Genomic DNA, 21,190 nt, shown 5'->3' on the forward strand with positions numbered 1-21,190 from the left:
CGCGATATATTAGAAAGGTTAATGAATCGGTATGATTGTCGATTGGACGAACTTTTGATAGTTGAAAAGGAAACAGATTAAAAAACCAGCTTCCTTATGTACAGGAAGCTGGTTTTTTAAATAAATTTGTACGGCGACCCATAGACACAGCACCAGTCCCTAGAATTTCGCCTTCTGAGACTGTTTTATTTTCGCCCGAGGGGTGTAGGTACCCCCTTCATTTTAAGTTTTGAGTAGATGCGCACAAAAAAAGCCACTCTTTTCCAGAGTGGCCCCAAATTTCTCGAATCGTTGCCGTATCCCTACCTCACTTGCCGGTTCATGTTATAACCCGTCTCCTATTCTTTTTTTTGTGTATTCAAACAAGTCATCCACCCGACAACCAATGATATCAGCAAGTTCAAAAGCGGTTTCCAGTCGAGGGGTTCTCTTTCCAGTCACCCACCAGTTAACCTGCTGACGCGTAACTCCAAGTGTTTTTGCTATTTCTGTTTGTGTGATTTTAACACCTTCTTCCCTCTTTCGTGCAAGCATAGATGAAATCCGAGGCTTTAACATGTTTTTCAATCACCCACCTTATGTATTGATTTAATTATAAATCATTATGATATAAAAATCAAACTTAGTGATTGACATTTGTTCCGACCTGTGCTATTCTTAATTTAAGAGTTCAACATCATAATCATCAACTTACCTCAATGTAAAACACAGTGATAAAAAAATAAATCATAAAGATTGACAAAAATCGAAATCGATGATATTATTAATGTAGAAAGAGCGTGAGAAACAGCCAACAACAACCGAAAACCATAAATAACCAACCCCACCCCATCTGTCTGGGAAATCCAGGCAGATGGGGTGGGGCCGCTTCGTGGGCGCGCAGCGGCCGCGAAGCGGCGACTTTCAGGAGGAGTTTGAGAACGACGAAGTGGAGTGTTGAGTGGCCGAAGGCCGCGAAGAAACGGAACGAAGGAGGACGAAAACGACCTCCTGAAAGTCAGTCCGAAAAACAATCTATATAGATATAGGTAGATATAAAGAGTAATATGGAGATTTTCGATATACAAATAAATAGACAGAATCTTAATAACAGTACATTATACAAGTATAATTATAGGTATAATTGTAAGTATGATTACAGGTATAATTACAGGTACAAAAAAAGGCATCATCACGATGCCCTTGATTTACCCTGTTTGGCGAATATTTTCTCGTAGAAAAAAGCTCGTTTCTTCTCCTTCGAGAAAAAATCTCATCTCGGGTTTATACTCCAGATCCTGATAATCGGGCTCACGTTTTACCGTGGACCACCAAGATTTTAGATCATGGCGACGTTTTTCGGTTGGAACTACCCACACAACCGGATGATGGACATCTACATAAGAGGGAAGGTACGCTAAACTCTCAATATACCGACCAAACTGCTCTTTCATGGGAGCTTCTCGCTTAGTGTCATGGTCGTATTCAACCCAATAAGCATATCCATCCACGATAACCCGAGCGTCTGGCCGGGTAAGAAGTTGTTGTTCTTCTTCCCTTACCCGGGGATCTTTCCATCTCTCGGAGTTGGCTAGACGCCAGGGATAACAGATTGTTTCCCACGCTTCATAGTCTGATTGCCAGATTAACCGATCCGGCAGATGATCGTACCCGATCCGCTGCACCAATCGGAGAAAAATGTCTGTAAGCCCACGATAGTGGCCTGCTCTCTTCTTCTTTTTCCCATAATATCGCCGACTCTCCTCCATCCATTCCATCACCAGAGTCCAACCACGTGAGCCTAGGTAGTACATCCTTGGCTGATCCCGAGACGGCCGCCTCGCTAAAATAAAACGATCCGTTGGCGGTAGCTTCCGGTTCCACTCCTTAATCATCCGATCAATGTTATGAACGGAACAGTTTAACGTTTGTGCTAGGTGATGCCGATCCGCCATCCCGAAAGTGAACAACGCCCACAACAGCTTTTCTTTTTTAGTGTAGTCTGGATGAAACAACAGATCGACAATCATTCTCTTTCCTCCTCCTTATCATTCGAGCGAAAGGCCGGAATATCTTGAACCGGCTTTAATCCCGTACCCTGAGGTTGGGAAGATTTCCGCTCCTTGCCCTTCTTTCCTTTCTCCTTCCCTTTACCGCCTTTACTCTTCTGATCATCCCCGGTTCCCCTTGGCATCTCAATTGCCCAAAGTTTTTCCAAGTAAGCATTCATCTCAGCGTCAACCTCTGCTGCCGTCATGCAATCCCGCGTCATCCAGACATTCCCCAGCTCTTCCTGGGCTTCGCGCCAGGCATTGTTTCGTTCACGGTTAATACGTTCTTCATCGTCTCCGTAGTAAGTGAGCTCTCCATCCCTGTCAATCACATAAGGCGGATCGGCTTCGATGAAGAAATTAACCTTTTCCCCCTTGCTGTTCTGGGTGTAAACCGCCCCTCGCAACTCCTTCAAACCATGGATATCGGAGGCGGCAAAACTACCGTTGGTTAGCCGCTCAATTTCCCGTGCCGTTGCCTCTCCGGAAGTAAAGGAAATAATGGTCCCAGCAAGTTCTTCGATCGTTGTTTTTAGCTTCTCAGGGAACTGTTCAGGGAACTGAGTCAGCATAAAGAGACTGAGGCCCTTACTCCGATCTTTCGGGATGATTTGCTCGTGGAAAATCGGGATAGATCCCACTTCATGCGCTTCATCGATGAACAAGTAATGGTTTGATGAGGTGTTTTTCCGATTCTGTGCCGCTTGGTGGTACAGGACCGCAATATACCCCATCACCAGCCGTGTCTCCTCCCGAGTCAGCCCTTGGGTATTAAAAAGCACCATATGGCCGTTTTCCACCCATTCCAGGACGTTTAGGGAGGTCTGTTTCTGCCCAAACATTCGCTTGGTAATCGGGTTATCGATCAATTCCTTCAACCGGTTTAAGATCGGTTCAACCTGGGTACCCCCAAACTTATCCTCCAGCTCATCCAGTTCCCGCTTTAACTCCCGATCGGAGGTTGCTCCTTGTTCTAACTGCTGCTTAATCCGATCCCTTAACGGGCTTTCTTCTTTAAGAAATTCCGGGAGTGCCAAAACGCTATGGATCTCTGTCTTATCTCGCATTAATGCTTTAATTGAAGGACGAGCGAATTTTTTCAACCAACCCGAATCGTTGGGATAGGCGTTTTTAAGGATTTCAATGGTATTGTTGACCACATCCCGCTCCGATTGACCTGGTAACGGCTGCAGTAAGTTCATCCCAACCGAAAATTCCTCTGAAGCTAGGTCAAAGTAATGGAGTCGATCCTCTTCCAACTCATCCCCCGCGATCTGTCGCTCGCGAAGGTAAGTCAAAATCGTCCATACCGCCTCTGCTTTCGGGTCGACGAAGGTAAAACCCAACCGACGGACCAAGTAGGCTCGAATCATCTTAAGGATCAACGCCGTTTTCCCGGAACCGATCTGCCCCACTACCAGCCCCATCTTTTGCAGCTTCTTCTCTAAAAGCCGGATCAGGCGCTTTTCATTTACCGGGTGAAGCAGATAACCGATCGGAATCCCTTCCGTAAATTCATCATCTGTAACTCGCACCTGGCCCGCAATCAAATGCGGAATACGATCCATAATGTGAGGCTGCTTTCGTTTTTTCTGCTCTTTTGTTCGCCCTGACGGCAAATGGATGAGGTTAGCCACTTCAACGGCTGTCCAAGTCATCACCTCCCCTTTGCCCCAAGGATAGGGGTAGGGAGATCGTTCAATTGGGCTTTCCCCCTTTTCTTTCAGCCGCAACAACTGATCTTGTTTGCCTACAACCACATTAAGTTGATTAACCAACGAATGGATGACATCGTTCCGATTATCTTCTTGCCATATATGGATCTGGACATCAAATGGAAGCGCATTGCCTCGTAGTCGGTTTTTCAAGTTATCCAGCTTTTCCTGGCGTTTGTCGTCCAATTCTCCTTTCTGCTTCGCCTTTACTTCTTGCCCCCACAGATTTCGCTTGACACCAAGCAAGTGATCCCGAGTCTTCCCCACCGTTTTATCCAGGGTCTTAAAAGGAATTGGACTAAAGTTAATGGCAACATACGTCCCTGGAACCAGAACGGAGAGCAGAGATGTAATTTTCTCTTTCCCATCAAAAGATTGAAATGGATACCCTGCATACTCTGGTTTACTCGGAACCAAAGTCCCCCCCATGCCTTTATTTAGAAAGGGAAGAGGAACCTCATTCATTGGAACTTCCAGCGTCTCACAGTCGGAATAAGCTCCCCGGATCAAGCCCGGAATGTACTCTTCCCGATCCTCGGGAAAGCCTAGATAAAAATGGATCTCATCCTCCTGATTGCAGACGATCAAAAGCTGGTACCATACCCGCCCGCGTTTCCATTGCTCTTTTTTAGGCCGCCGAGCATGGTAAAACCCATCGATCATCTTAAAGATTTCTTCTTCTTCATTGCGGGTATCCGCATGAGGGAGAATCCGGATATAGCGAAAGTGACGCTGTGCATACTGCCGGTGATAATGTTGGGCATACGCATACCCCCCTACTGCCGCTGTTGCAGCCACAGCCCCTCCGCCAGCTGTATAAGCAGCCGTTTGTAAAATCGTATCCGCCCAGGCATTAAAGGAAGTCCCAACATTCGTATTGCTTCCACTCCCTAATCCCACTTGTTCTCCAAGCCATTTCAAACCCATTAAGGCAGCAATCGGCGTGCCAATTGCCATCGTTAACTTCCCAAGGGTCTCCAGTTCCTTGTCATTATTTTTGTTGTTACCGCTTGAAGTCTCAAACCAAGACATCTAATCTCCCCTTTCAGGGCGACGTTTCTGTCGGAACCACGACGCCCAATTCTCTTTTCTTTCTGACTGTTCATCAAGCCCCTGTCTGTCTCTCTCTTGATTGTCGCTTTGGAACCAGGACGTCCAACCCTCTCTTCTCTTTGACCGCTTATCAGACCCAGGTCCGCGCCGCTTTCCATTGTCGCTTTTAAACCAGGACATCCAATTCCCCCTTTGCCTTTATAGCTTTAGTCGCGGTCTGACAGGTTCAGTTTCTTCCGCTTCCTCACTGTTGTACCGCTTTTCAGGCCATCCCTCTTCGTAAAGCTTCAACAACCCTTTGTAAATTCGTTTTCGCTCCCGATCAGTGATCCAGCCTTTCCCGAGTTGAAGAAAGAAATTACGAAATTTTGGTTGCTTTAGGATCTGGACACGCTTATGTAATTCCTGCAACTCTTGAAGAAAGCCAAGGGTCTTTTCGTATTGGTGAAGGGCGGCTGTCACCTTTTCCTGATTGCCATAGTCGAACACTTGAGGAGTAACATGGAACCAGATACTCCCTTGTCCTGTCAGCGAGATATGGGCTCCGTCTCTCCACTCGCGCAAATGAAGTCCGTATTCCTTCACCGTCTGTACCAGTTCTGCTTTCTTTGCCCGCAAAAGCTTATAATTCTCATAGTGACCGGGAAGAAAGCATTTCCGGGTTACCCATGCAGAGATATAGGGAGCATTGACGATCTTTGCCCAGGTGGTTCGATGATTTCCGTCACCGCCCACATAATAGGCATCCTCTTGATCATAATAGTACAGTTCGACACTATACCCCGGATCGGCAAATGATTTTCGAAAAGTCTCTAACCCCAGTTCTTCCAACCAGGGCTTAAAGTTCTCCAGACGCCAGAGGCATCCTGCCCGATAAGTAATATGGTCCAGCCAGGAATAACCGGGATCACCCCTCGATTCCAGCAACCCGCGAATTTTATTTACGGGGACCAAGACGTTCTTTTCTTCCACTTCTTTCTTGTAAAAATGTCGATAATAGGAGTGTGCGTGGATAATCTCCTTCCTCATCTGTTCCAGATGCTGGCGAGGAACCCCCACTCGTAACAGGTATTCTTCGGTAACCATGGGCCCCTCCTCTACTTCGGCTGCTCATCAGGCCCGGGGCACCACCCCCGGACGACGACGGCAAAGCCGTCCGTTTCGCTTTGGTCTCACCATCAAGGAGGCGGGGTTTTGCCAAAGGTGAGAACCCCCCATAACAAAATCCCGAAAACGAACAAAGCAAACAGTCCAACCGTCTGAAACAAACAGCTTGTCACGCGTTTCCCCAACAGGAGATATGAGATAAACCCAACCGCCGCAATCATTACAATCGCCATTTCCTTCTCCCCTTTCTTAGTAAAAAGGAGCGATACCCCTACTATATCGCTCCTTCAACCCTTTTCTTACGGTTCAAAGATAAAGTCGGCTTGACCCCCATTTAAAAATGCATATGGCTTCTCAATCAGTGCTGTATACAATGGATCGTGCCAACCAGTAAGGTATAGCAAACCTAGCATTCCCAAGCTTCCAATTCCAATAGCAATCATTCCAACGCCCATTTTCCAATTCATCATGAATCACCCTCACTTTTGGATTGAAGATAGGGGGTAGGATCAACCCGTTCACCATTGAGGCGGACTTCAAAATGAAGGTGAACACCGCTGGACTTTCCGTTATTCCCCATCGTTCCGATCGGCTCCCCTCGTTTCACAACCTGCCCCGCCTCTACTAAAATATCGTCCCATTCCATATGGGCGTAGGCGGTCTCCAACCCACCTCCGTGATCGATCACGACCAAGGTGCCATAGCTGCGTCCGTTAAGATCTTCTTTCCGGACGACCTGCCCATCAGCAGCCGCATAAATCGCGCGATTTCCCTGGCCGGAAAAATCGATCCCACCGTGGTCGTCATAGCAATGATAGTCACAACTAATTTGTGCCTCTGCTGGCATCCCTAGCGTTCCATCCCCAATGACAGCAACCATTTCCCCTTTCTTCACCTGTGACTGATATGTTTTTTGATATCCCAGCACTTTCTCGACATATTCAGGAGTTTCTCCATTTTGCGGAATCCCGTCGCCCCCATTCGAGATGTTTTTGCTTACAGCTCCAGGACCAGCATTATAGGCGGCCAGAGCCTTCTCCACATCGCCATCATAGGTCTTTAGATGGGACGCGATAATCTCCGTTCCCCGAAAGATGTTTTGTCGCGGGTTGTATGGATCAATGCCGTTAAGGTTAAACGGCATGATTTGCATCAATCCTTGTGCTCCCGCTGGCGATTCAGCTTTTGGGTCCCAATTGGATTCTTGTTGAATCATCCCGGCAATCAGCGCGGGGTCCAGATCGACATCGTATTTGGCAGAGGCCGCCGCCACAGCAGTATTGATGATATCGGCATATTGAACACCTTCAATCTGTCCAAGCGTCCCTTCTGGCGGCATTTCCGGTGTGGTAAATACCGCGATCAGACCAATCGCCAGAACACCCAATACCGGAATCGCAAATAGAAGAAGAATGAGGAAGATGATCAAAATGACTTCCCAGCCGAGTGCCGCGACCGCTGCTTGAGCGGCTCGATGGACCACCCACCCGCCTGCCCATCGGGCGACTCTACTCGCGGTCGAGCCCTGGGTACTCAATCGCGGTCACCTCCCCTACCCGCCAGTTGCCACCCTCGCGGGTTAATACGACCTCATACACCGTTTCAAAGTTTCCCTTTCCTTTCGCTACCGTCGCCCAAATGTTCCAAACGATCTCACCGTCTTGATCCCGCTGATAATCCTCTACTTTCGCCGCTTCCGTCGACCGAACCGTTACCGGTCCAATGGGTTCAATCTCGGCTTGAAGGGAACGAGTCAGTTTCACTTCCTCCAGAAGTTTTTCCTTCTCATCTGGACTGTAGGACAGATAAGCAGCAACGAAATCTTCTGCTACATGCCGTGCCTGCTCTCGGTCTTCCTCCGTTACCGGGGGCAGCTCTTCCGGTGATTCTTCCTCCTGTTCTGCAGCCGGAGGTTCCTCTTGCGTTGGTGGTACCGGGCTGGATGAAGACCCCACCCAGCCCGATTGAATCAGGAGATAACGGGTACCAAAACCAACCACGGAAAATAGCAGCAGAAGGGCTACAAACAGCCGTAGGCGGCCACTAGGGAGGTTAGGATTAAAGAAAGATCCTCGCATTGTCCATCCTCCTCCCTAAGTAGCGCGACGAGCCGAACGGCTACGAGAATCTTGTCGGCCACGCCCCTTTGTATAACGGTAACCCCGTTCTACATACCTCGTAGCGGCCCGAATCACACCACCAGCGCCGCGATTTTCACCGGGAAACTGTTCAATCCCCCGGATGGGAGCACGTAGGATATTGAAGATATCCTTCCGCTTCCACAGGACTCCAATCACCAACAGCAGCTGCAAGGTAATGGTCCAAATGTAGCCATATTCTGATGGCGGTGTTGTGTTGTACAAGACTTGTGAAATCGCCAGTATGATGGTAAGAAATACGGACAGGATCAGCTTCATCAGAATCGCACCAACCCATTTCTGAAACCAGTTCATGGCGACGTAGGTCCAAGCGGGGATAAGCGCCAGCAGTAAAGCGATCGGTGCAAATAGCGTCAAAATAATAAACAGCAACTGATAAAATAGAATCGCTCCAGCCATGATCAGCAGCGAAATTCCCAAGATAATATGGGTAGTCCAGAGCAAGATCACTACCGCTAACCGTTCAAAGGTACCGGCAGTGGTCATCATGTAAGTTGGTTCATCATCGTAGGGATTATCTTTGCTAACCTCTTTCTTAACAGCATCCGCCCGTTGCTCACTCATCACTTTGTGTTGTAGAATCGCACTCGATCGGCTCCAGGTGATGTCGCTGGATGTCTTACCGTATTGCAACAGCAAGTACGGTTCATAAATCAATAAGTAATACAACCGATCGGCAATCAGGAAGGAAACTGCCTCCTTGGGGATTTCCTTCTCCTCCTCTGATTCAATCCCGCGAAGAGCCCGTTGTTCTGCTTCATATATCTGCTGTTCACTGTTCGGAACAAGATTAATCCCAATCCCTAAGATCTCCTGACTGAGACCCGAAGAAATATCATTGGGATATTTCATGACCCCAGAGGCATTGGAAAACAGGGCTAATGCCAGGACCATCACCAAGATGGTTAAGCCGAGTCCGGATGCTGCTTTGGTGGTTGCCCGCTTGATCATAAACATATAAGCAGCCCAAGCACCCGCCAGGACAATAAAGAAGGTAAAAAGCTCTCCCCACAAGCCTGAATCGCCAATCGAACCGTTGGAAAATCCAGCGATCTCTTGCACCGAAGCCCCGACGACATTGGCAAGGGAGTCCACAATATCATTGGCGAACGCATTCTCAACGTAAGAAATCACTTGAAAGTTGAATACGACAAGGTACTGCCACAAGGTATTTACCCATTGATGAAAGAAGAAGTGACCCGTATTGGAAGCGGTATCCTTTAGTTCCCACCAGTATGTGTCATCCAGTATCAACTCCAGCGAATACTGACTGGGATAATAGTCGTTGTATAGGATCGGGTAGTTCAGCGTTTCTTCCACATATTCCAGCCGTTCTTCAGGAAAATAAATCATATAGTCATAGGCTGTCAGTTGGCCGTCTCCCAACTCCCGTAATTGCTGTTGCATTGCGGGGGAGACAAAATCATCCGGTTCTCCTTTAGCAGCTTCTGCTTCTTTTTCTTCTTTCTTCTCTTTTTCTTTTTCCTGAAGCTCGTTGTAGGCGTCGAGATCATTAGGCATATCCCCCTCCCCGACTCTTCGCTTCAGCTCTTCCTCTTCTTGTTTTTTGCGGTACTCCTCCGTTCTTTTTCCGTCGTCGTCATCTCCCCAGAAGTCATCTGAAGCAATGGCGGCAACCGTAAAAGAAAGGACAAGGGGGGTGGCTAGGATAGCCAGTAAGATCAATATTTTTTTCTTCAAGGTTGATCATGCACCCCCTTGACGACATTGGGCTCCAGGTCTTGAGTTTCATACTCCCATTTGGGTTTGCTGTAGTAGTAGTAAGTTTTCCATCCTTCATCGGTCCGAAAAACTTTATAATAATCTGTTGACACTGCTTTCGACTGTCCGGGATACTCCAAACGATAATAATAAAGGTCATCATTTGCTCGATATTCAACCAATCGATAGTCTGGATCGATCTTGAAATCTTCTTTGATTCCATGAGGACCTTTATCTAAATCGTAGTGTTCTCTTAATCGGTCTTTGTCCTCATCAACAATAAAACGATCCAAGGTTTTTCCATCCTGTTGAGGCAGTGCTTCAGCCACTATCACCGGCAGATCTCGTGGACTAACACCGTCGATCGTTTCTGGCCCTTTTTCCTTGGGGGATGCCGTCTTGCCATCACCTGACTGACAACCCGCAAGGATAAGGGCAAAGAGGAGGAGTATTACCGCTATTCGATTCATGCCATCGCCGCCTCCTTTCTTCGTTCTCCATTTGAAACTGGCTGCGGTTTATCATCGCTTCCAGGACGGGTATCAAAGGCTTTCAGTAGTCGCTGCTGTACCGGGTTCACCTGCAACTCATTAACCCGACCTTCCAAGTCAGACATCAAGCAGATTCCAGGCGGTAAGTTGTTGATTGTCTTGATGTTATCGTCATTAACCTCGATACCAAGTAGCCTACACGACTCTTCCGCTTCTTTTTCGTTTTCGGCGCCGAAAACAAACTTATATCCGATGTTGTTCTTGATTTCTTCGCCCATCAGGTCTTTAGAAGCGGACTGGGAGGCGATATAGATCGCAGAGTTTTTACTCCGGCCGGTCCGGATCAACTCCTCTAGGATATCCCGCCCTTCTTTCGCTTTCGCCAAGCGCCAAGCCTCATCGAAGAGCACAAATTTGAACTGATTGGATGGTTGATTGGAAAAGCGACGGCTGAAGTCGGAGATCGCCATCATCACCGCCAAGCCGATCCGTCCAAAGTCTGTCTCGCCGTCTTTTGGTAATTGCAGCCCTTCGACCTGGAGAACGGTTAGCTGCTTGGAGAGATCAATCGGCTGTTGAGTCCCGTCCCCGAACAACAATTGCGTCTGACCCGAAGAGGCATGGTACATTAACACCTCGTAGATTTCCTCTAATCGCTCTTGCCGTCGCTCTGGTGCCTTTTCCATTCGCTGTTTCAGATAGTCTAAAACCTTCATCATCGACGCGGGATGTTTTCCTTCACAGGACTCTAAGACCACTTGATCCACCGCTTTTCCGATTACCGTCGATTCAAACGTACCGTCGGGTGTTCGGGCGAGAAACTGCAGGATTCGCTTGGCTGTCTCACCGGATTCAACCAATCCCTCTTGTGAAGCGCCTGATAAGGGATCCAGTTTGCCGCGATCTTCCTCAATCGATCGGAGGGTTACGATCCGGGCAATAGGTCGAAGTTCCGGCAGCACCTTCAACACTTTTCTCCATTCGTCTTTCGGGTCAAATACAACCCCTTTAGCCCGGAGAACCATGAGCGCAAGGTAGACGATCAATTTGGCTAGAAGGCTTTTCCCCTTCCCGGTTTTGCCTACGAACAAGGCCGATGCGGTTGTGGATAGGATCGGATGTCGCGGACCGCGATCATGAAGGAAAAAGACCGGCTGGTGTCCCAAATCTCCAATGTAGCACCCTTCTCCGTCCCCTAGCTGTCGGCTGAATCCGATCATACTAGCCGCTACAGTAACCGGCTCTACGTTACGGATGTAATCGATAATGTATCGCTGTCCACCAGGGATAAACTCGTTGAAACCTCGCCATTGATCTCCGTAGGGAATTTGCACCTCAAACATCTCACGAACGTACAAATCTTGAACAGCCTGTATCCGTTGCTGAAGAATCTGCTCATTCGGCGCCGATACACACAGGACGACGGACATTTTCAGCAGCGGAAATTTATCTTTACTGAGATCCCGTTCGAGATCTTCCGTATCATCTTGGGATTCAGACAACTGTCGCGCTGGTCTTACACCACTCTCATAAGCATGCTCTTCCTCCGCGTCTAACTCTTTCTTTTTGTTCCGAACTTTACCTAGAGCTTCATGATAGTTGAGGTATTCGGTACGAATCGACCCTTCCACTCCAAAAGGCAGCTGATTTAACCACAGAAGCCATTCTGCCCCCGGAAAGTCGCGATAATCGGGAAAATAGGAAATGGTCATGAACGCCATGAACCCTTTCCGGGGTTTTCCGTCGACGAACTGTTCTACTTCCAAGTGACGGCCCTCAATATCCTTGAACTTCCCTTCCGTTAAGGAAAGGACTTCCGGCTGCCGTGGACGCTTTGCTTTCTTTTCATTGACAACTACCTCGTCCACTCCGGGTTTCCATCCCACTCGAAGCGGCACTTCACCGATTCCCCGATAAAAACCACGACGAATGAGCCACTGAATCTCCTCTGTCGTGATCCTCTTTCCATTCAAACATTCTCGAATACGGTTAAATACTAGTTCTTCCTGCAATCGACAAGCCTCGATCTCTTCTTCAAAGATTTCAGGTGTACTAGTTCCTGAACGATCGGTAAGAAAGCGTTTGAAGTCTTTCACTGCATATTTCAAGCTGGAAAGAGGCGATCCGCTTACTTCTTGCACCTCTGTGAGGCGAACAAACATGTAATACTGATAGTGACTGACTTCCCGTTTTTTTAGAAGGTTTAGGCAATCCTCAAGATATTGGGCTCCTTCAGCCGGTAAGGTTTTAATATTAAACACCTTAAATGGTTCATCCCCGCGTTGAAAGCGGGGAACCATCAAGGCGTGCGTGTCGCTTTTGGTGTTCCAGTAGAAGCTCTCCAGCTTGGATAAGAGGGCTAGTTTATCCGTCTCCGATCGATAATCATAGTGGCGATCATCCATACGGTAGCCCGTCCAAACTGCTCCATCCTCACTGAAAATCAAATTATCTTCAAAATACTTCACTGGAAAAGAGATTCGGGTTGCCATCTAAGCCTCACCTCCGTTATTTCGGTAGCCAATAACCCCTTCATATTGCCATTTTCCTTTGCTCGGACGCTCCATCTCCTGATAGCGCCGGTAACGGCGGGGGGAAAACCGATACTCCAACCACCGCCATAAAAACCGATGAGGCGCTTTTCCATCCAATGTTTTCTTGGTAAAGTACCAAGCTACTAGCGCGGGAACCCCTATAAATTTAGCCAAATAGGAATCCAACACCCAAGTCGCATCCAACGCCCACCGGGTCGCTGGAATCGCGTTTAAAATGAGCATCACGGCCAAGGTTCCCACAAAGAAGCCTGCCTGCCGATAGGAAACTGGAAACAGGAGTCGTACTCCTTGAATGGAATAAACAGTTTTGTCGATTTTAAAAACGGAATCATACACACGTAAGATCCTCAGTCTAACCAACCCCCAAACAACCAGCCAAATCCTTTTTCCCCTAGCGTCGTGATTGTTTCTGGTGTAAAAATAAAGACGGAAACCGCCATTACAAACACCGCAAAACCGATAAACTTGGTAAAGGCACGCTGAGAAAAAAGCCAGACAGCAATTACTACGACAACCAACAAAAAGACCTTTCCGATTTCCCCTTGTCCGCCCTCATATAACTTTTCTCCCGGGCCTTCAGCGAGCACCATCGACGAAGTTGCAACAACCGTTGTTAACCAATCCATGTTAAGCCTCCTTTAAATGCATCGATGATACATACCATCGGGTTCCTTCGCGGGTGAGATAAAGGGTAAAGTTATACTCGATTTCCCCCCGGGATGATAAATCTTGAAATTTCACGCGGCAATCCGCTATATAATCGTCTCCATCTTGGCGAACTTCTAATTTATCCATTTCTTGATAGTGCAAGATTCCAACCAGGCCCTCTGTCGGTTCAACACCTTCAAACAGATACCGGTCGATCTCTTCCGGCTTGCCGGTGGTATACGTGTCCCAGAAAGAATCCAAAAAGGTTTCAACATCGTCTCGAATATCGCTGCTGACGGAATCCCCTTTTTCTTTGTCGGAATCCTCCTGATCCTCGGGCAGATTCACTTGAGGAGGGGGGATATACAAAGGTGGAGCTGTTACCACATAGGAATCCCCCGCTTTTAGCATGGGAATGGTAACCCATCGATCCACCCGCTTCTGCTCCTTCCCTTTCGTCATGGTAAGTTGGACATAAACCGTCGCCTCCAACTGCCCTTCCTTTCCTCCCGACTCTACCTTCCATGTCTCCACTTCCCGGGCCCAGGAATCCCATTCCGCGTTTTTAAGATTTAAGCCCCCTTGGACGTCTATATCCGGATGGAGATAGGTGGATAGCCGGTCTTTCCGTGTATCCTCATTCCCTTCGCTCCAGAGAAAGTATTCTCGGGCAAAACGTGCCGCAAAAGCGCGGGCGGTTGATTGATCTGTGGAATCTTCTTTCTCAACCTTCTCCTCCGATTGGGTAGCGGCAGCTGGATTAGAGGGGGGAGTAATCAGTCCCCATTTTGTTGTCCAAACCAGCGTCGTCGAGAGGGCCGTATAGCCAATCAGCGTATAAAACCCAATCCGAGACCATTTCTGTGTCCATTGGACTTTCATCACTCTCCTCCTTTACTAGAAAAAAGCAGGGATAGCATGACCTATCCCTGATTGGGGAGATGGAGCATTATTCGACTTCAACGTGCGTTAATTCAGCCTCCCAGACGATTCGCTCGGGTGCGTATCCGCTGAAGAGAGCAGATAACGGCCAGCAGCTATATACCCGCAAGATCGGCTCTCCCGTGGAGGCAACAACTGTCCGATCATCCGCATCTGCGATCCATATTTTCCGAACCTGGTAAGTAAAGGTTCCCTCATCGGTTTGTACCACCATTTCATCGCCTTCTTTGATCTTCTTACCATCGCGAAAGGCGGTTTCGCGGTGACCGGCAAGGGCTGCGGTATCCCCTTCTCCAGGGAGGGCTGGCGTTGGGTGATGTCCAACTCCTTTGCGAAGTTCCTTATCCCCAACTCCTTCCCAGATCGGGATTTCTACCTCAATCGCCGGGATTGATAGGGTTCCGATTTTTTCCCCTTCCTTGGGGCGATCCGACCACGTAATGCCGGTTTCATGTAAGGCTGCCTTCGTCTCTCCAATACTCGGTTCAGCACTCTCTAACGGCGCTGTATTCCTCTTAAATTCAATATCCGAATATTGGGAATCGGAAGGGCCTATTTCGATCTCCTCGGGAGCCATCTCTAACTTTGGAACTGGTGAAGGTGTAGGGGTGGAAGGAATGGTTTTCTTTGCTTCTCCCTGCCAAGCTTGGGCCATTTGGTTTTCCTCCCAAAATAAGAGGAAAAAATAACCACTGGCACTAAGGCCAACTCCCAGCACTATCCCTCCGATTAGAAGGAGATATTTCTGCTTCATGCAGGGATCAGGCCGCCAAACCGAACGATTAGGGTTCCAACCATCCCCGTGATCCCAATGGAGAGCAACAGGAACACCAACGTATCAGATCCTGTTTCCACCATTGCTTCTCCCTCTTTCACTTCTCCTTCTTGGGCTTCTGCTGTATCTTCAGCCTTATCAACATTGGTTTCTTCGTCATTTCGCTCTGACTCTGTATCAGTTGCAGCAGCCTTTTCTTCACTTTGTTCTTGAGCAACCACTACTTCATTCTTTTGGTTTGATTCTTGATTGGATTGATTGCTTTGATCAGATTCAAGTGGTTCATCCGCTTTTGGTTGATGTTCTTTCGTTTCTTCTTCTTTTTGGGGCTGCTCCGATTTCTCTACTGGTTTATTTTCATCGTCAGCAGAATTAGGAGCTTGTTCTTGTGGTGTTGTTTGAGGTTCTTCTTTTTGTGGTTGATCGGAAGGTTTCTCCGATTTTTCTGGTTTCTCCGGTTTCTCTACCGGCTTTTCATTATCGGGCTGCTTCTCATTGGCCGGTTCCTTTTCCTCTTTGGGCTGAGACTGTGCAGGAGGTTGATCGGAAGAGGTTTCCTGATCGTTTTCCGGCGCTTTATCAGCGGGAGATTCGTCATTACCAATGGCGATCTCCACATCCAGCCCTGCCCCTTTCACTTCAACGTCAAGCTCTGGAGTTTCTTCTTGACTGGGAACCATATCTAACGGTCGTTCTCCACCTTGGTTTTCTCCTTTATCAGCAAAAGCTAAGGTGGAACCAAAAGCCGTCATCGATCCAAAAACCAGAAGGGACGCAGCGGTAATGATGTTAATCTTTTTCATCTTCATGGGCATCCTCCTAAAATGATGCCCCTCTCCCCAATCAAACTTATCAAGGTCATTATAGGAACTTAAGTTCCCGTTTTAATTATAATTTAAACTCTTGGTTTCTTCAATTACCCCCTTTTTTTAATCGCTAGAATGGCATGTAAGAGAGGAACTACCAAATAAATGGTCACTATTTCCACCTCTTAATTACATAATAAACCATACTTAATCACTATTTCAAGACATTTTTTTTAAACATTTTGTTTATCTCTTTCTTTCCCATTCGCGTAAAAATGGATCTCGAAAAATCTTTTCCCATTCTTCAAGCGGGGCGATCCATTGTTTTCCCGCGCGTTTCGGCCATGGATATCGCCTTTGGACCGCTCGTTGGGATAGTCGATATGCCCATGAGTATGACATCCCCAATCTTTTCGCTGCTTTCGCGCAAGAAATTCCTTCTATCGGCCTACTCCCTTTTAGTTCTGATGATTTAACTTTCCTCCTGGACTTTCGCCGTTGTTTCTTAGGTGGATTAAAAATTTTTTCCCATTGTTCTACCGTGGCCTCCCAAGGTAAGCCACGTTTAATTGGATAGGGGTTGCCTGCTTTATGACTTTCCCTCGCCAGTTTTGCTGCATATGAATGATTAAGACCGAAAAGCTTCGCCGCTTCCGGTGTTGTTATGTAATATGAATCCATCCATTGATCCCTCCGCCTTTCCTAGCTAACAATATTTTCTATGATGATCGGACAAACTGTCTAGTTTTATTCAACAAATATCACTTCAAAAAGAAAAAACAGATCAAAACCATCATTTTGTCAGGTTACACCTTGGTACCACACCGTACCACCACCCTGGTACCACACCGCTGGTACCACCACCCTGGTACCACACCACGGGTACCACACCGTACCACCACCCTGGTACCACACCGCTGGTACCACACCACGGGTACCACACCGTACCACCACCCTGGTACCACACCACGGGTACCACACCGCTGGTACCACACCGCTGGTACCACACCACGGGTACCACACCACGGGTACCACACCGTACCACACCACGGGTACCACACCACGGGTACCACACCACGGGTACCACACCGTACCACACCGCTGGTACCACACCGCTGGTACCACACCGCTGGTACCACACCACGGGTACCACACCACGGGTACCACACCGTACCACCACCCTGGTACCACACCGCTGGTACCACACCACGGGTACCACACCACGGGTACCACACCGTACCACACCACGGGTACCACACCGTACCACACCGCTGGTACCACACCGCTGGTACCACACCACGGGTACCACACCGTACCACACCGCTGGTACCACACCGCTGGTACCACACCACGGGTACCACACCACGGGTACCACACCACGGGTACCACACCACGGGTACCACACCACGGGTACCACACCACGGGTACCATTTGAACAAAATAAAAAGACTGAAGGAAAGATATTCTTTCCCTCAGTCTTGCGGAAGATCAACCTACTTTTGTTTCTACTCCCTTTTCTCCTTCCTCTAACTTTAACTTGTCAGCTACTTTTCTAGACATCCTGTCACTACACATTGCAGTATCCTTGATCTTTTTTCTTCCAGGACGTTTCCCCTCTTCCTTCCAAATATCTCGAGCTATTTTCTCAACTCGGTCCATTTCTTTATCAAAAGAAGCTCGTTTTTCTTCAAATGTAATGGGGGCATCTTTTTGTTTGTCCTCTTTCTTTTTGTCATCCTCCAACTTTTGTCTTGCAGGAAGATTATTTTCTACCTTTTCTTGTTCAGATGTCCCCTCCAAATCTTTGTCCATAACCGATTCGAGCGTATTTACCTGAATTTGTTCCTCCTGAACTTCCTGCTTACCGCTTTCCAGATCGATTTTCTCTTGTTCATCGCCTTCTTGGATATCTTCCTTCCGAACAACCTGTACGTCTACCTCGGCATCTGCTTGCTTGTTGTCTCCCCTGATGTCTGCTTGTCGAGTGTCTACCTTGCTGTCTTCTCCGCTGTCTTTAAAAAATCCTGGGAGTCCACCTTTCACGATCTCTTTCCGTTCCTCTTCCGCCTTCCGTGCCTCCCGGATCAGGTCTAAGTTCGGCTTTTGAGCCTCTGAACGCATCCACTCAATCTTCTGGATGAGCTTCATTCTTTTGATTTCCCTCTTAGCTTCCCGTTTTAGATCTCGTAAATTCTTTTGGTGCGGCTTGTGGCTGTCCGTCCATAACCACACTAATGTACTCTCCATGAGCCACATTGCCCCGGTGATCGCACCCCCGACTATCGGACCAACTACTGGGTTTTCCTGATACAACCCATACATATTGACACCAGTTACGAAACCTAAACTTACAAAGTATCCGATAGAGAGAAAGAGCGGAACATTTCTTTGTGTCGCCCTCTGTCTTCCCCGAATGAAGAGAAGTGAAGCAAATAAAAGCTCAACCAACCCAGCCGTTAAAAACGGATTCAAGTTTAATTCACGTGCCAGCATTGCCGTGTTATGAGTGGATAATGCTATCACTACAAGCGCGATAATGAACACAACAACAACCATGAACTTGTCTAAAGCTGATCTTTCCCTGCTCATTGGATCGCCACCTTTCCGTCAACGACCCAAAACTGGAAAAATATATGTATTCTTTCTTTCTGAGGTCTATGGTACATTAGACAGGGACGGTTTGTGATCGGTGGTGTTTGGTTGGTGGCCAGTGCTCCCGGTTGTCGAACCGTCTTTTTCATCTTATCATTTATCCTCCTAATTGATTCACTGAGAAGTTATCCTCTAGTTCATCAATGATTTGCGTGATTGCCTTTATTTCTCCCCTGATTATCAATTTTAACGGTTCAGAATCTTGAACGTAGTTTTTACTGAGCTGCTTTTCTAATGTTCGTACCCTCCTTCTTAGCTTTAATATGTAATCTTCAATTCTTTTTCGCCGAAACGTTTGTGACATTGTGTTCACCCTCCGTGTACCATTGTATACAGAGGGATACAAATAGTCAAGAAAAAAATATAGTATTTATACATTTATATAATTAATCTGAGTAATTGTCTTTTAACGGAAGACTGTAGTACATACGTAACGCGGTATTAAAAATTCTTTTCACTTCACCATATTCTCCTCCTGATTCAGCATCAATTAATTTAACCAATTCCATTTCGATGGCGACATTTTTCTTTTTAAACCGTTGATCGTAAGGTTTCTTTTGTTTTTTCTTTCGCTGCTCCCTTAACTTTTTAGCCAATTGATCTATATTAACGAGATCAGTACCGGTACCGGTAGGGTTCTTAGTATCAAGATCGGTATCAGGATCAGTACCGGTACCGGTAGCTTTCTCGGTATTGGGATCGGTAGCGGGATCAGTACTGGTACCGGTAGCTTTCTCGGTATCGGGATCGGTAGCAGGATCAGTACCGGTACTGGTAGCTTTCTCGGTAGCGGGATCGGTAGCGAGACCGGTACCGGTAGGGTTATCGGTAGCGTGATCGGTAGCGGGATCAGTACCGGTACCGGTATCTTTTTTGGTATCGGGATCGGTAGCGGGATCAGTACCGGTACCGGTATCTTTTTTGGTATCGGGATCGGTAGCGGGATCAGTACCGGTACCGGTATCTTTTTTGGTATCGGGATCGGTAGCGGGATCAGTACCGGTACCGGTATCTTTTTTGGTATCGGGATCGGTAGCGGGATCAGTACCGGTACCGGTATCTTTTTTGGTATCGGGATCGGTAGCGGGATCAGTACCGGTACCGGTATCTTTTTTGGTATCGGGATCGGTAGCGAGACCGGTACCGGTAGGGTTATCGGTAGCGTGATCGGTAGCGGGATCGGTAGCGGGATCAGTACCGGTACCGGTATCTTTTTTGGTATCGGGATCGGTAGCGGTTTTCTTTCCAAACATAACTTGTGCTCCTGAACGACGTTTCTCTTTATCCGTCTTGATTTTATCCATATATGGATTCTTTTTTTCACCCATTTACCTTCACTCCAATTCTATCCATCAATTCCATAACAACTTCTGAATAAGGCTCAGCTGATTTCTGAGTTTCAGGGTTGTTTAAGAAGCCGCCAATTGTAAAACGCTCATGTGCTGCAAGATATCTGATCTGTGTTTGAAGTACAAGATCTCCATACTCTTTTTTTACGGTATGCATATAAGCCTGTACATCATTTCTTTGTGCTCCAACCATCGTTGGTAAGATCCCAATAACTTTCAAGTCTGGATTGGCTTCCTCCTGAGCCGTCTCAACCGATTCAAAAAAACGATCAAGAGCATGGTCGCAAAAATTTGCCGGTTTGAACATAACCAGAACGTAATCAGACGCCACAAGGCAGTTAGCTAATTTGGCATCTGGGCTGGGGGCAGCATCAACAAGGATAAAATCATACTCGTTACGTACTGGTGCCAGTGTTTCCTTTAAAACCATATACCTATCTGGCTTCGGCATGGTGTAAAGTGTTTCATGAATCCCCGTTAAGTGATCATTTGAGGGAATAAAATGCAGATTATCGGTAACTTTCTTGATATACGGTCTGGCATCCTTTTTCCACATTGCCTCAAGAAGTGTCTCTCCGTCAAAAACAACAGCCGCCTCTTGTGCTAATGCCTCCGTAAAATCTGATTGTGGATCCATATCCACACAGAGAACTTTGTGAAACTGACTAATTAGATAAGCACACATGATACTTGTTGTTGTCTTTCCAACTCCACCCTTTTGATTAGCCACACATATTACATGACTCATCTCCTAAATCCCCCCTACCTAACAAAATTCCTAATTGAACATTAACAAATATTTTCATCATCAGGGAGCGGAAACCCTTTCCAATTATAGCAACAGAATCGGTAGTGAAAAGTAGCATATAATTTGTTATTGACTACTAAAAATGATTCATAATATAATAAATTTAGATAAAGAGAGGGGTGGCCAACAATGAATTACTACACACCAGAAGAGGTTGCCGAAAAGCTAAAAATTAAAAATACCGAAACTATACGAAGGTACCTTCGCAGGGGAAAACTTCGAGGAGCAAAACTGGGAAAACATTGGCGGATCTCTGAAAAACAGTTAGAGGAATTTTTTGAAAGGCAGTCTGAAGAAAGTCAGACAATTGCGGGTAAAAATTAAGCCCTCTCGGTTCGAGTTTGGGAGCTCACCGAAAGGGCTAAACAACACACAACC

General features: G+C 47.2%; 23 protein-coding genes and 1 other RNA gene. 1 reads left to right on the plus strand and 23 read right to left on the minus strand.

All coding sequences use genetic code 11. The annotated features are described in order from the left end of the window. Positions 1-324: 324 nt before the first annotated feature. The 23 genes from C8J48_RS18150 to C8J48_RS18250 all read right to left on the minus strand — a co-directional run bounded on the left by C8J48_RS18150 (position 325) and on the right by C8J48_RS18250 (position 20,752). Positions 325-558, minus strand: coding sequence for a helix-turn-helix transcriptional regulator (locus C8J48_RS18150; RefSeq protein ID WP_245891292.1), 234 nt, complete (start codon positions 556-558; stop codon positions 325-327). Between the two features lie 629 nt (positions 559-1,187). Then, positions 1,188-2,009 carry a replication-relaxation family protein gene (locus tag C8J48_RS18155; RefSeq protein WP_107728675.1) on the minus strand — a complete coding sequence of 274 codons (822 nt, stop codon included), beginning with the start codon at positions 2,007-2,009 and terminating at the stop codon, positions 1,188-1,190. Further along, entirely contained in the window at positions 2,006-4,777 is a 2,772-nt protein-coding gene (locus C8J48_RS18160; RefSeq protein ID WP_107728676.1) for a type IV secretory system conjugative DNA transfer family protein, read from the minus strand. The genes C8J48_RS18155 and C8J48_RS18160 overlap by 4 nt, the downstream gene beginning before the upstream one ends. A 219-nt stretch (positions 4,778-4,996) precedes the next feature. Continuing rightward, positions 4,997-5,884: a hypothetical protein gene (locus tag C8J48_RS18170; protein ID WP_107728678.1), complete on the minus strand. Its 888-nt coding sequence runs from the start codon at positions 5,882-5,884 to the stop codon at positions 4,997-4,999. Positions 5,885-5,898: 14 nt separating this feature from the next. After that, positions 5,899-5,965: hammerhead ribozyme type II (locus C8J48_RS18175), an RNA gene on the minus strand. 11 nt (positions 5,966-5,976) lie between these two features. After that, positions 5,977-6,138 carry a hypothetical protein gene (locus C8J48_RS18885; RefSeq protein ID WP_170105714.1) on the minus strand — a complete coding sequence of 54 codons (162 nt, stop codon included), beginning with the start codon at positions 6,136-6,138 and terminating at the stop codon, positions 5,977-5,979. Between the two features lie 66 nt (positions 6,139-6,204). Further along, on the minus strand, positions 6,205-6,372 hold the full coding sequence (locus C8J48_RS18890) for a hypothetical protein (protein ID WP_170105716.1): 168 nt from the start codon (positions 6,370-6,372) through the stop codon (positions 6,205-6,207). Next, positions 6,372-7,442 carry a peptidoglycan DD-metalloendopeptidase family protein gene (locus tag C8J48_RS18180; protein WP_107728679.1) on the minus strand — a complete coding sequence of 357 codons (1,071 nt, stop codon included), beginning with the start codon at positions 7,440-7,442 and terminating at the stop codon, positions 6,372-6,374. Before C8J48_RS18180 ends, C8J48_RS18890 begins: the two co-directional genes overlap by 1 nt. After that, the gene (locus C8J48_RS18185; RefSeq protein WP_107728680.1) at positions 7,414-7,983 is read right to left on the minus strand and encodes a hypothetical protein; all 570 of its coding nucleotides are present in this window, start codon (positions 7,981-7,983) and stop codon (positions 7,414-7,416) included. The genes C8J48_RS18180 and C8J48_RS18185 overlap by 29 nt, the downstream gene beginning before the upstream one ends. A gap of 15 nt (positions 7,984-7,998) precedes the next feature. After that, positions 7,999-9,765, minus strand: a complete 1,767-nt coding sequence (locus C8J48_RS18190; RefSeq protein ID WP_107728681.1) for a CD3337/EF1877 family mobilome membrane protein — start codon at positions 9,763-9,765, stop codon at positions 7,999-8,001. Next, a complete protein-coding gene (locus tag C8J48_RS18195; RefSeq protein WP_107728682.1) occupies positions 9,762-10,256 on the minus strand; it encodes a hypothetical protein in 495 nt (164 codons plus the stop codon). Before C8J48_RS18195 ends, C8J48_RS18190 begins: the two co-directional genes overlap by 4 nt. After that, on the minus strand, positions 10,253-12,769 hold the full coding sequence (locus tag C8J48_RS18200; protein WP_107728683.1) for an ATP-binding protein: 2,517 nt from the start codon (positions 12,767-12,769) through the stop codon (positions 10,253-10,255). Before C8J48_RS18200 ends, C8J48_RS18195 begins: the two co-directional genes overlap by 4 nt. Beyond that, positions 12,770-13,168: a TcpE family conjugal transfer membrane protein gene (locus C8J48_RS18205; protein WP_170105718.1), complete on the minus strand. Its 399-nt coding sequence runs from the start codon at positions 13,166-13,168 to the stop codon at positions 12,770-12,772. 11 nt (positions 13,169-13,179) lie between these two features. After that, entirely contained in the window at positions 13,180-13,458 is a 279-nt protein-coding gene (locus C8J48_RS18895) for a hypothetical protein (protein ID WP_170105720.1), read from the minus strand. 1 nt (position 13,459) lies between these two features. Beyond that, a complete protein-coding gene (locus C8J48_RS18210) occupies positions 13,460-14,362 on the minus strand; it encodes a conjugal transfer protein (protein WP_107728685.1) in 903 nt (300 codons plus the stop codon). A gap of 67 nt (positions 14,363-14,429) precedes the next feature. Continuing rightward, entirely contained in the window at positions 14,430-15,077 is a 648-nt protein-coding gene (locus tag C8J48_RS18215; protein WP_170105722.1) for a sortase, read from the minus strand. Between the two features lie 95 nt (positions 15,078-15,172). After that, positions 15,173-16,006 (minus strand): hypothetical protein, encoded by an 834-nt coding sequence (locus tag C8J48_RS18220; protein ID WP_107728687.1) that lies wholly within the window; start codon positions 16,004-16,006, stop codon positions 15,173-15,175. A gap of 243 nt (positions 16,007-16,249) precedes the next feature. Beyond that, a complete protein-coding gene (locus C8J48_RS18225; RefSeq protein WP_107728688.1) occupies positions 16,250-16,684 on the minus strand; it encodes a hypothetical protein in 435 nt (144 codons plus the stop codon). A 112-nt stretch (positions 16,685-16,796) separates the two neighbouring features. Then, positions 16,797-17,408 carry a hypothetical protein gene (locus C8J48_RS18230; RefSeq protein WP_146160532.1) on the minus strand — a complete coding sequence of 204 codons (612 nt, stop codon included), beginning with the start codon at positions 17,406-17,408 and terminating at the stop codon, positions 16,797-16,799. A gap of 83 nt (positions 17,409-17,491) precedes the next feature. After that, positions 17,492-18,592, minus strand: a complete 1,101-nt coding sequence (locus tag C8J48_RS18235) for a hypothetical protein (RefSeq protein ID WP_107728690.1) — start codon at positions 18,590-18,592, stop codon at positions 17,492-17,494. 160 nt (positions 18,593-18,752) lie between these two features. Next, positions 18,753-18,959, minus strand: a complete 207-nt coding sequence (locus C8J48_RS18240) for a hypothetical protein (protein ID WP_107728691.1) — start codon at positions 18,957-18,959, stop codon at positions 18,753-18,755. An 82-nt stretch (positions 18,960-19,041) separates the two neighbouring features. Continuing rightward, entirely contained in the window at positions 19,042-19,908 is an 867-nt protein-coding gene (locus C8J48_RS18245) for a hypothetical protein (protein ID WP_146160533.1), read from the minus strand. Positions 19,909-19,975: 67 nt separating this feature from the next. Next, positions 19,976-20,752, minus strand: a complete 777-nt coding sequence (locus C8J48_RS18250) for a ParA family protein (RefSeq protein WP_107728693.1) — start codon at positions 20,750-20,752, stop codon at positions 19,976-19,978. Positions 20,753-20,941: 189 nt separating this feature from the next. Between C8J48_RS18250 and C8J48_RS18255 the strand changes: the two genes are divergently transcribed. Continuing rightward, positions 20,942-21,136 (plus strand): helix-turn-helix domain-containing protein, encoded by a 195-nt coding sequence (locus C8J48_RS18255; protein WP_107728694.1) that lies wholly within the window; start codon positions 20,942-20,944, stop codon positions 21,134-21,136. The last annotated feature ends 54 nt before the right edge of the window (positions 21,137-21,190 follow it).

Source organism: Desmospora activa DSM 45169 (assembly GCF_003046315.1).
GTDB classification, from domain to species: Bacteria; Bacillota; Bacilli; order Thermoactinomycetales; family DSM-45169; genus Desmospora; species Desmospora activa.

Bases quoted from the DNA above. Each gene is read 5' to 3' on its own strand.
- C8J48_RS18150 (WP_245891292.1), bottom strand. From the start codon at position 558: ATGTTAAAGCCTCGGATTTCATCTATGCTTGCACGAAAGAGGGAAGAA.
- C8J48_RS18155 (WP_107728675.1), bottom strand. From the start codon at position 2,009: ATGATTGTCGATCTGTTGTTTCATCCAGACTACACTAAAAAAGAAAAG.
- C8J48_RS18160 (WP_107728676.1), bottom strand. From the start codon at position 4,777: ATGTCTTGGTTTGAGACTTCAAGCGGTAACAACAAAAATAATGACAAG.
- C8J48_RS18170 (WP_107728678.1), bottom strand. From the start codon at position 5,884: ATGGTTACCGAAGAATACCTGTTACGAGTGGGGGTTCCTCGCCAGCAT.
- C8J48_RS18885 (WP_170105714.1), bottom strand. From the start codon at position 6,138: ATGGCGATTGTAATGATTGCGGCGGTTGGGTTTATCTCATATCTCCTG.
- C8J48_RS18890 (WP_170105716.1), bottom strand. From the start codon at position 6,372: ATGAATTGGAAAATGGGCGTTGGAATGATTGCTATTGGAATTGGAAGC.
- C8J48_RS18185 (WP_107728680.1), bottom strand. From the start codon at position 7,983: ATGCGAGGATCTTTCTTTAATCCTAACCTCCCTAGTGGCCGCCTACGG.
- C8J48_RS18195 (WP_107728682.1), bottom strand. From the start codon at position 10,256: ATGAATCGAATAGCGGTAATACTCCTCCTCTTTGCCCTTATCCTTGCG.
- C8J48_RS18200 (WP_107728683.1), bottom strand. From the start codon at position 12,769: ATGGCAACCCGAATCTCTTTTCCAGTGAAGTATTTTGAAGATAATTTG.
- C8J48_RS18895 (WP_170105720.1), bottom strand. From the start codon at position 13,458: ATGGATTGGTTAACAACGGTTGTTGCAACTTCGTCGATGGTGCTCGCT.
- C8J48_RS18210 (WP_107728685.1), bottom strand. From the start codon at position 14,362: ATGAAAGTCCAATGGACACAGAAATGGTCTCGGATTGGGTTTTATACG.
- C8J48_RS18215 (WP_170105722.1), bottom strand. From the start codon at position 15,077: ATGGCCCAAGCTTGGCAGGGAGAAGCAAAGAAAACCATTCCTTCCACC.
- C8J48_RS18220 (WP_107728687.1), bottom strand. From the start codon at position 16,006: ATGAAGATGAAAAAGATTAACATCATTACCGCTGCGTCCCTTCTGGTT.
- C8J48_RS18225 (WP_107728688.1), bottom strand. From the start codon at position 16,684: ATGGATTCATATTACATAACAACACCGGAAGCGGCGAAGCTTTTCGGT.
- C8J48_RS18235 (WP_107728690.1), bottom strand. From the start codon at position 18,592: ATGAGCAGGGAAAGATCAGCTTTAGACAAGTTCATGGTTGTTGTTGTG.
- C8J48_RS18240 (WP_107728691.1), bottom strand. From the start codon at position 18,959: ATGTCACAAACGTTTCGGCGAAAAAGAATTGAAGATTACATATTAAAG.
- C8J48_RS18245 (WP_146160533.1), bottom strand. From the start codon at position 19,908: ATGTTTGGAAAGAAAACCGCTACCGATCCCGATACCAAAAAAGATACC.
- C8J48_RS18250 (WP_107728693.1), bottom strand. From the start codon at position 20,752: ATGAGTCATGTAATATGTGTGGCTAATCAAAAGGGTGGAGTTGGAAAG.
- C8J48_RS18255 (WP_107728694.1), top strand. From the start codon at position 20,942: ATGAATTACTACACACCAGAAGAGGTTGCCGAAAAGCTAAAAATTAAA.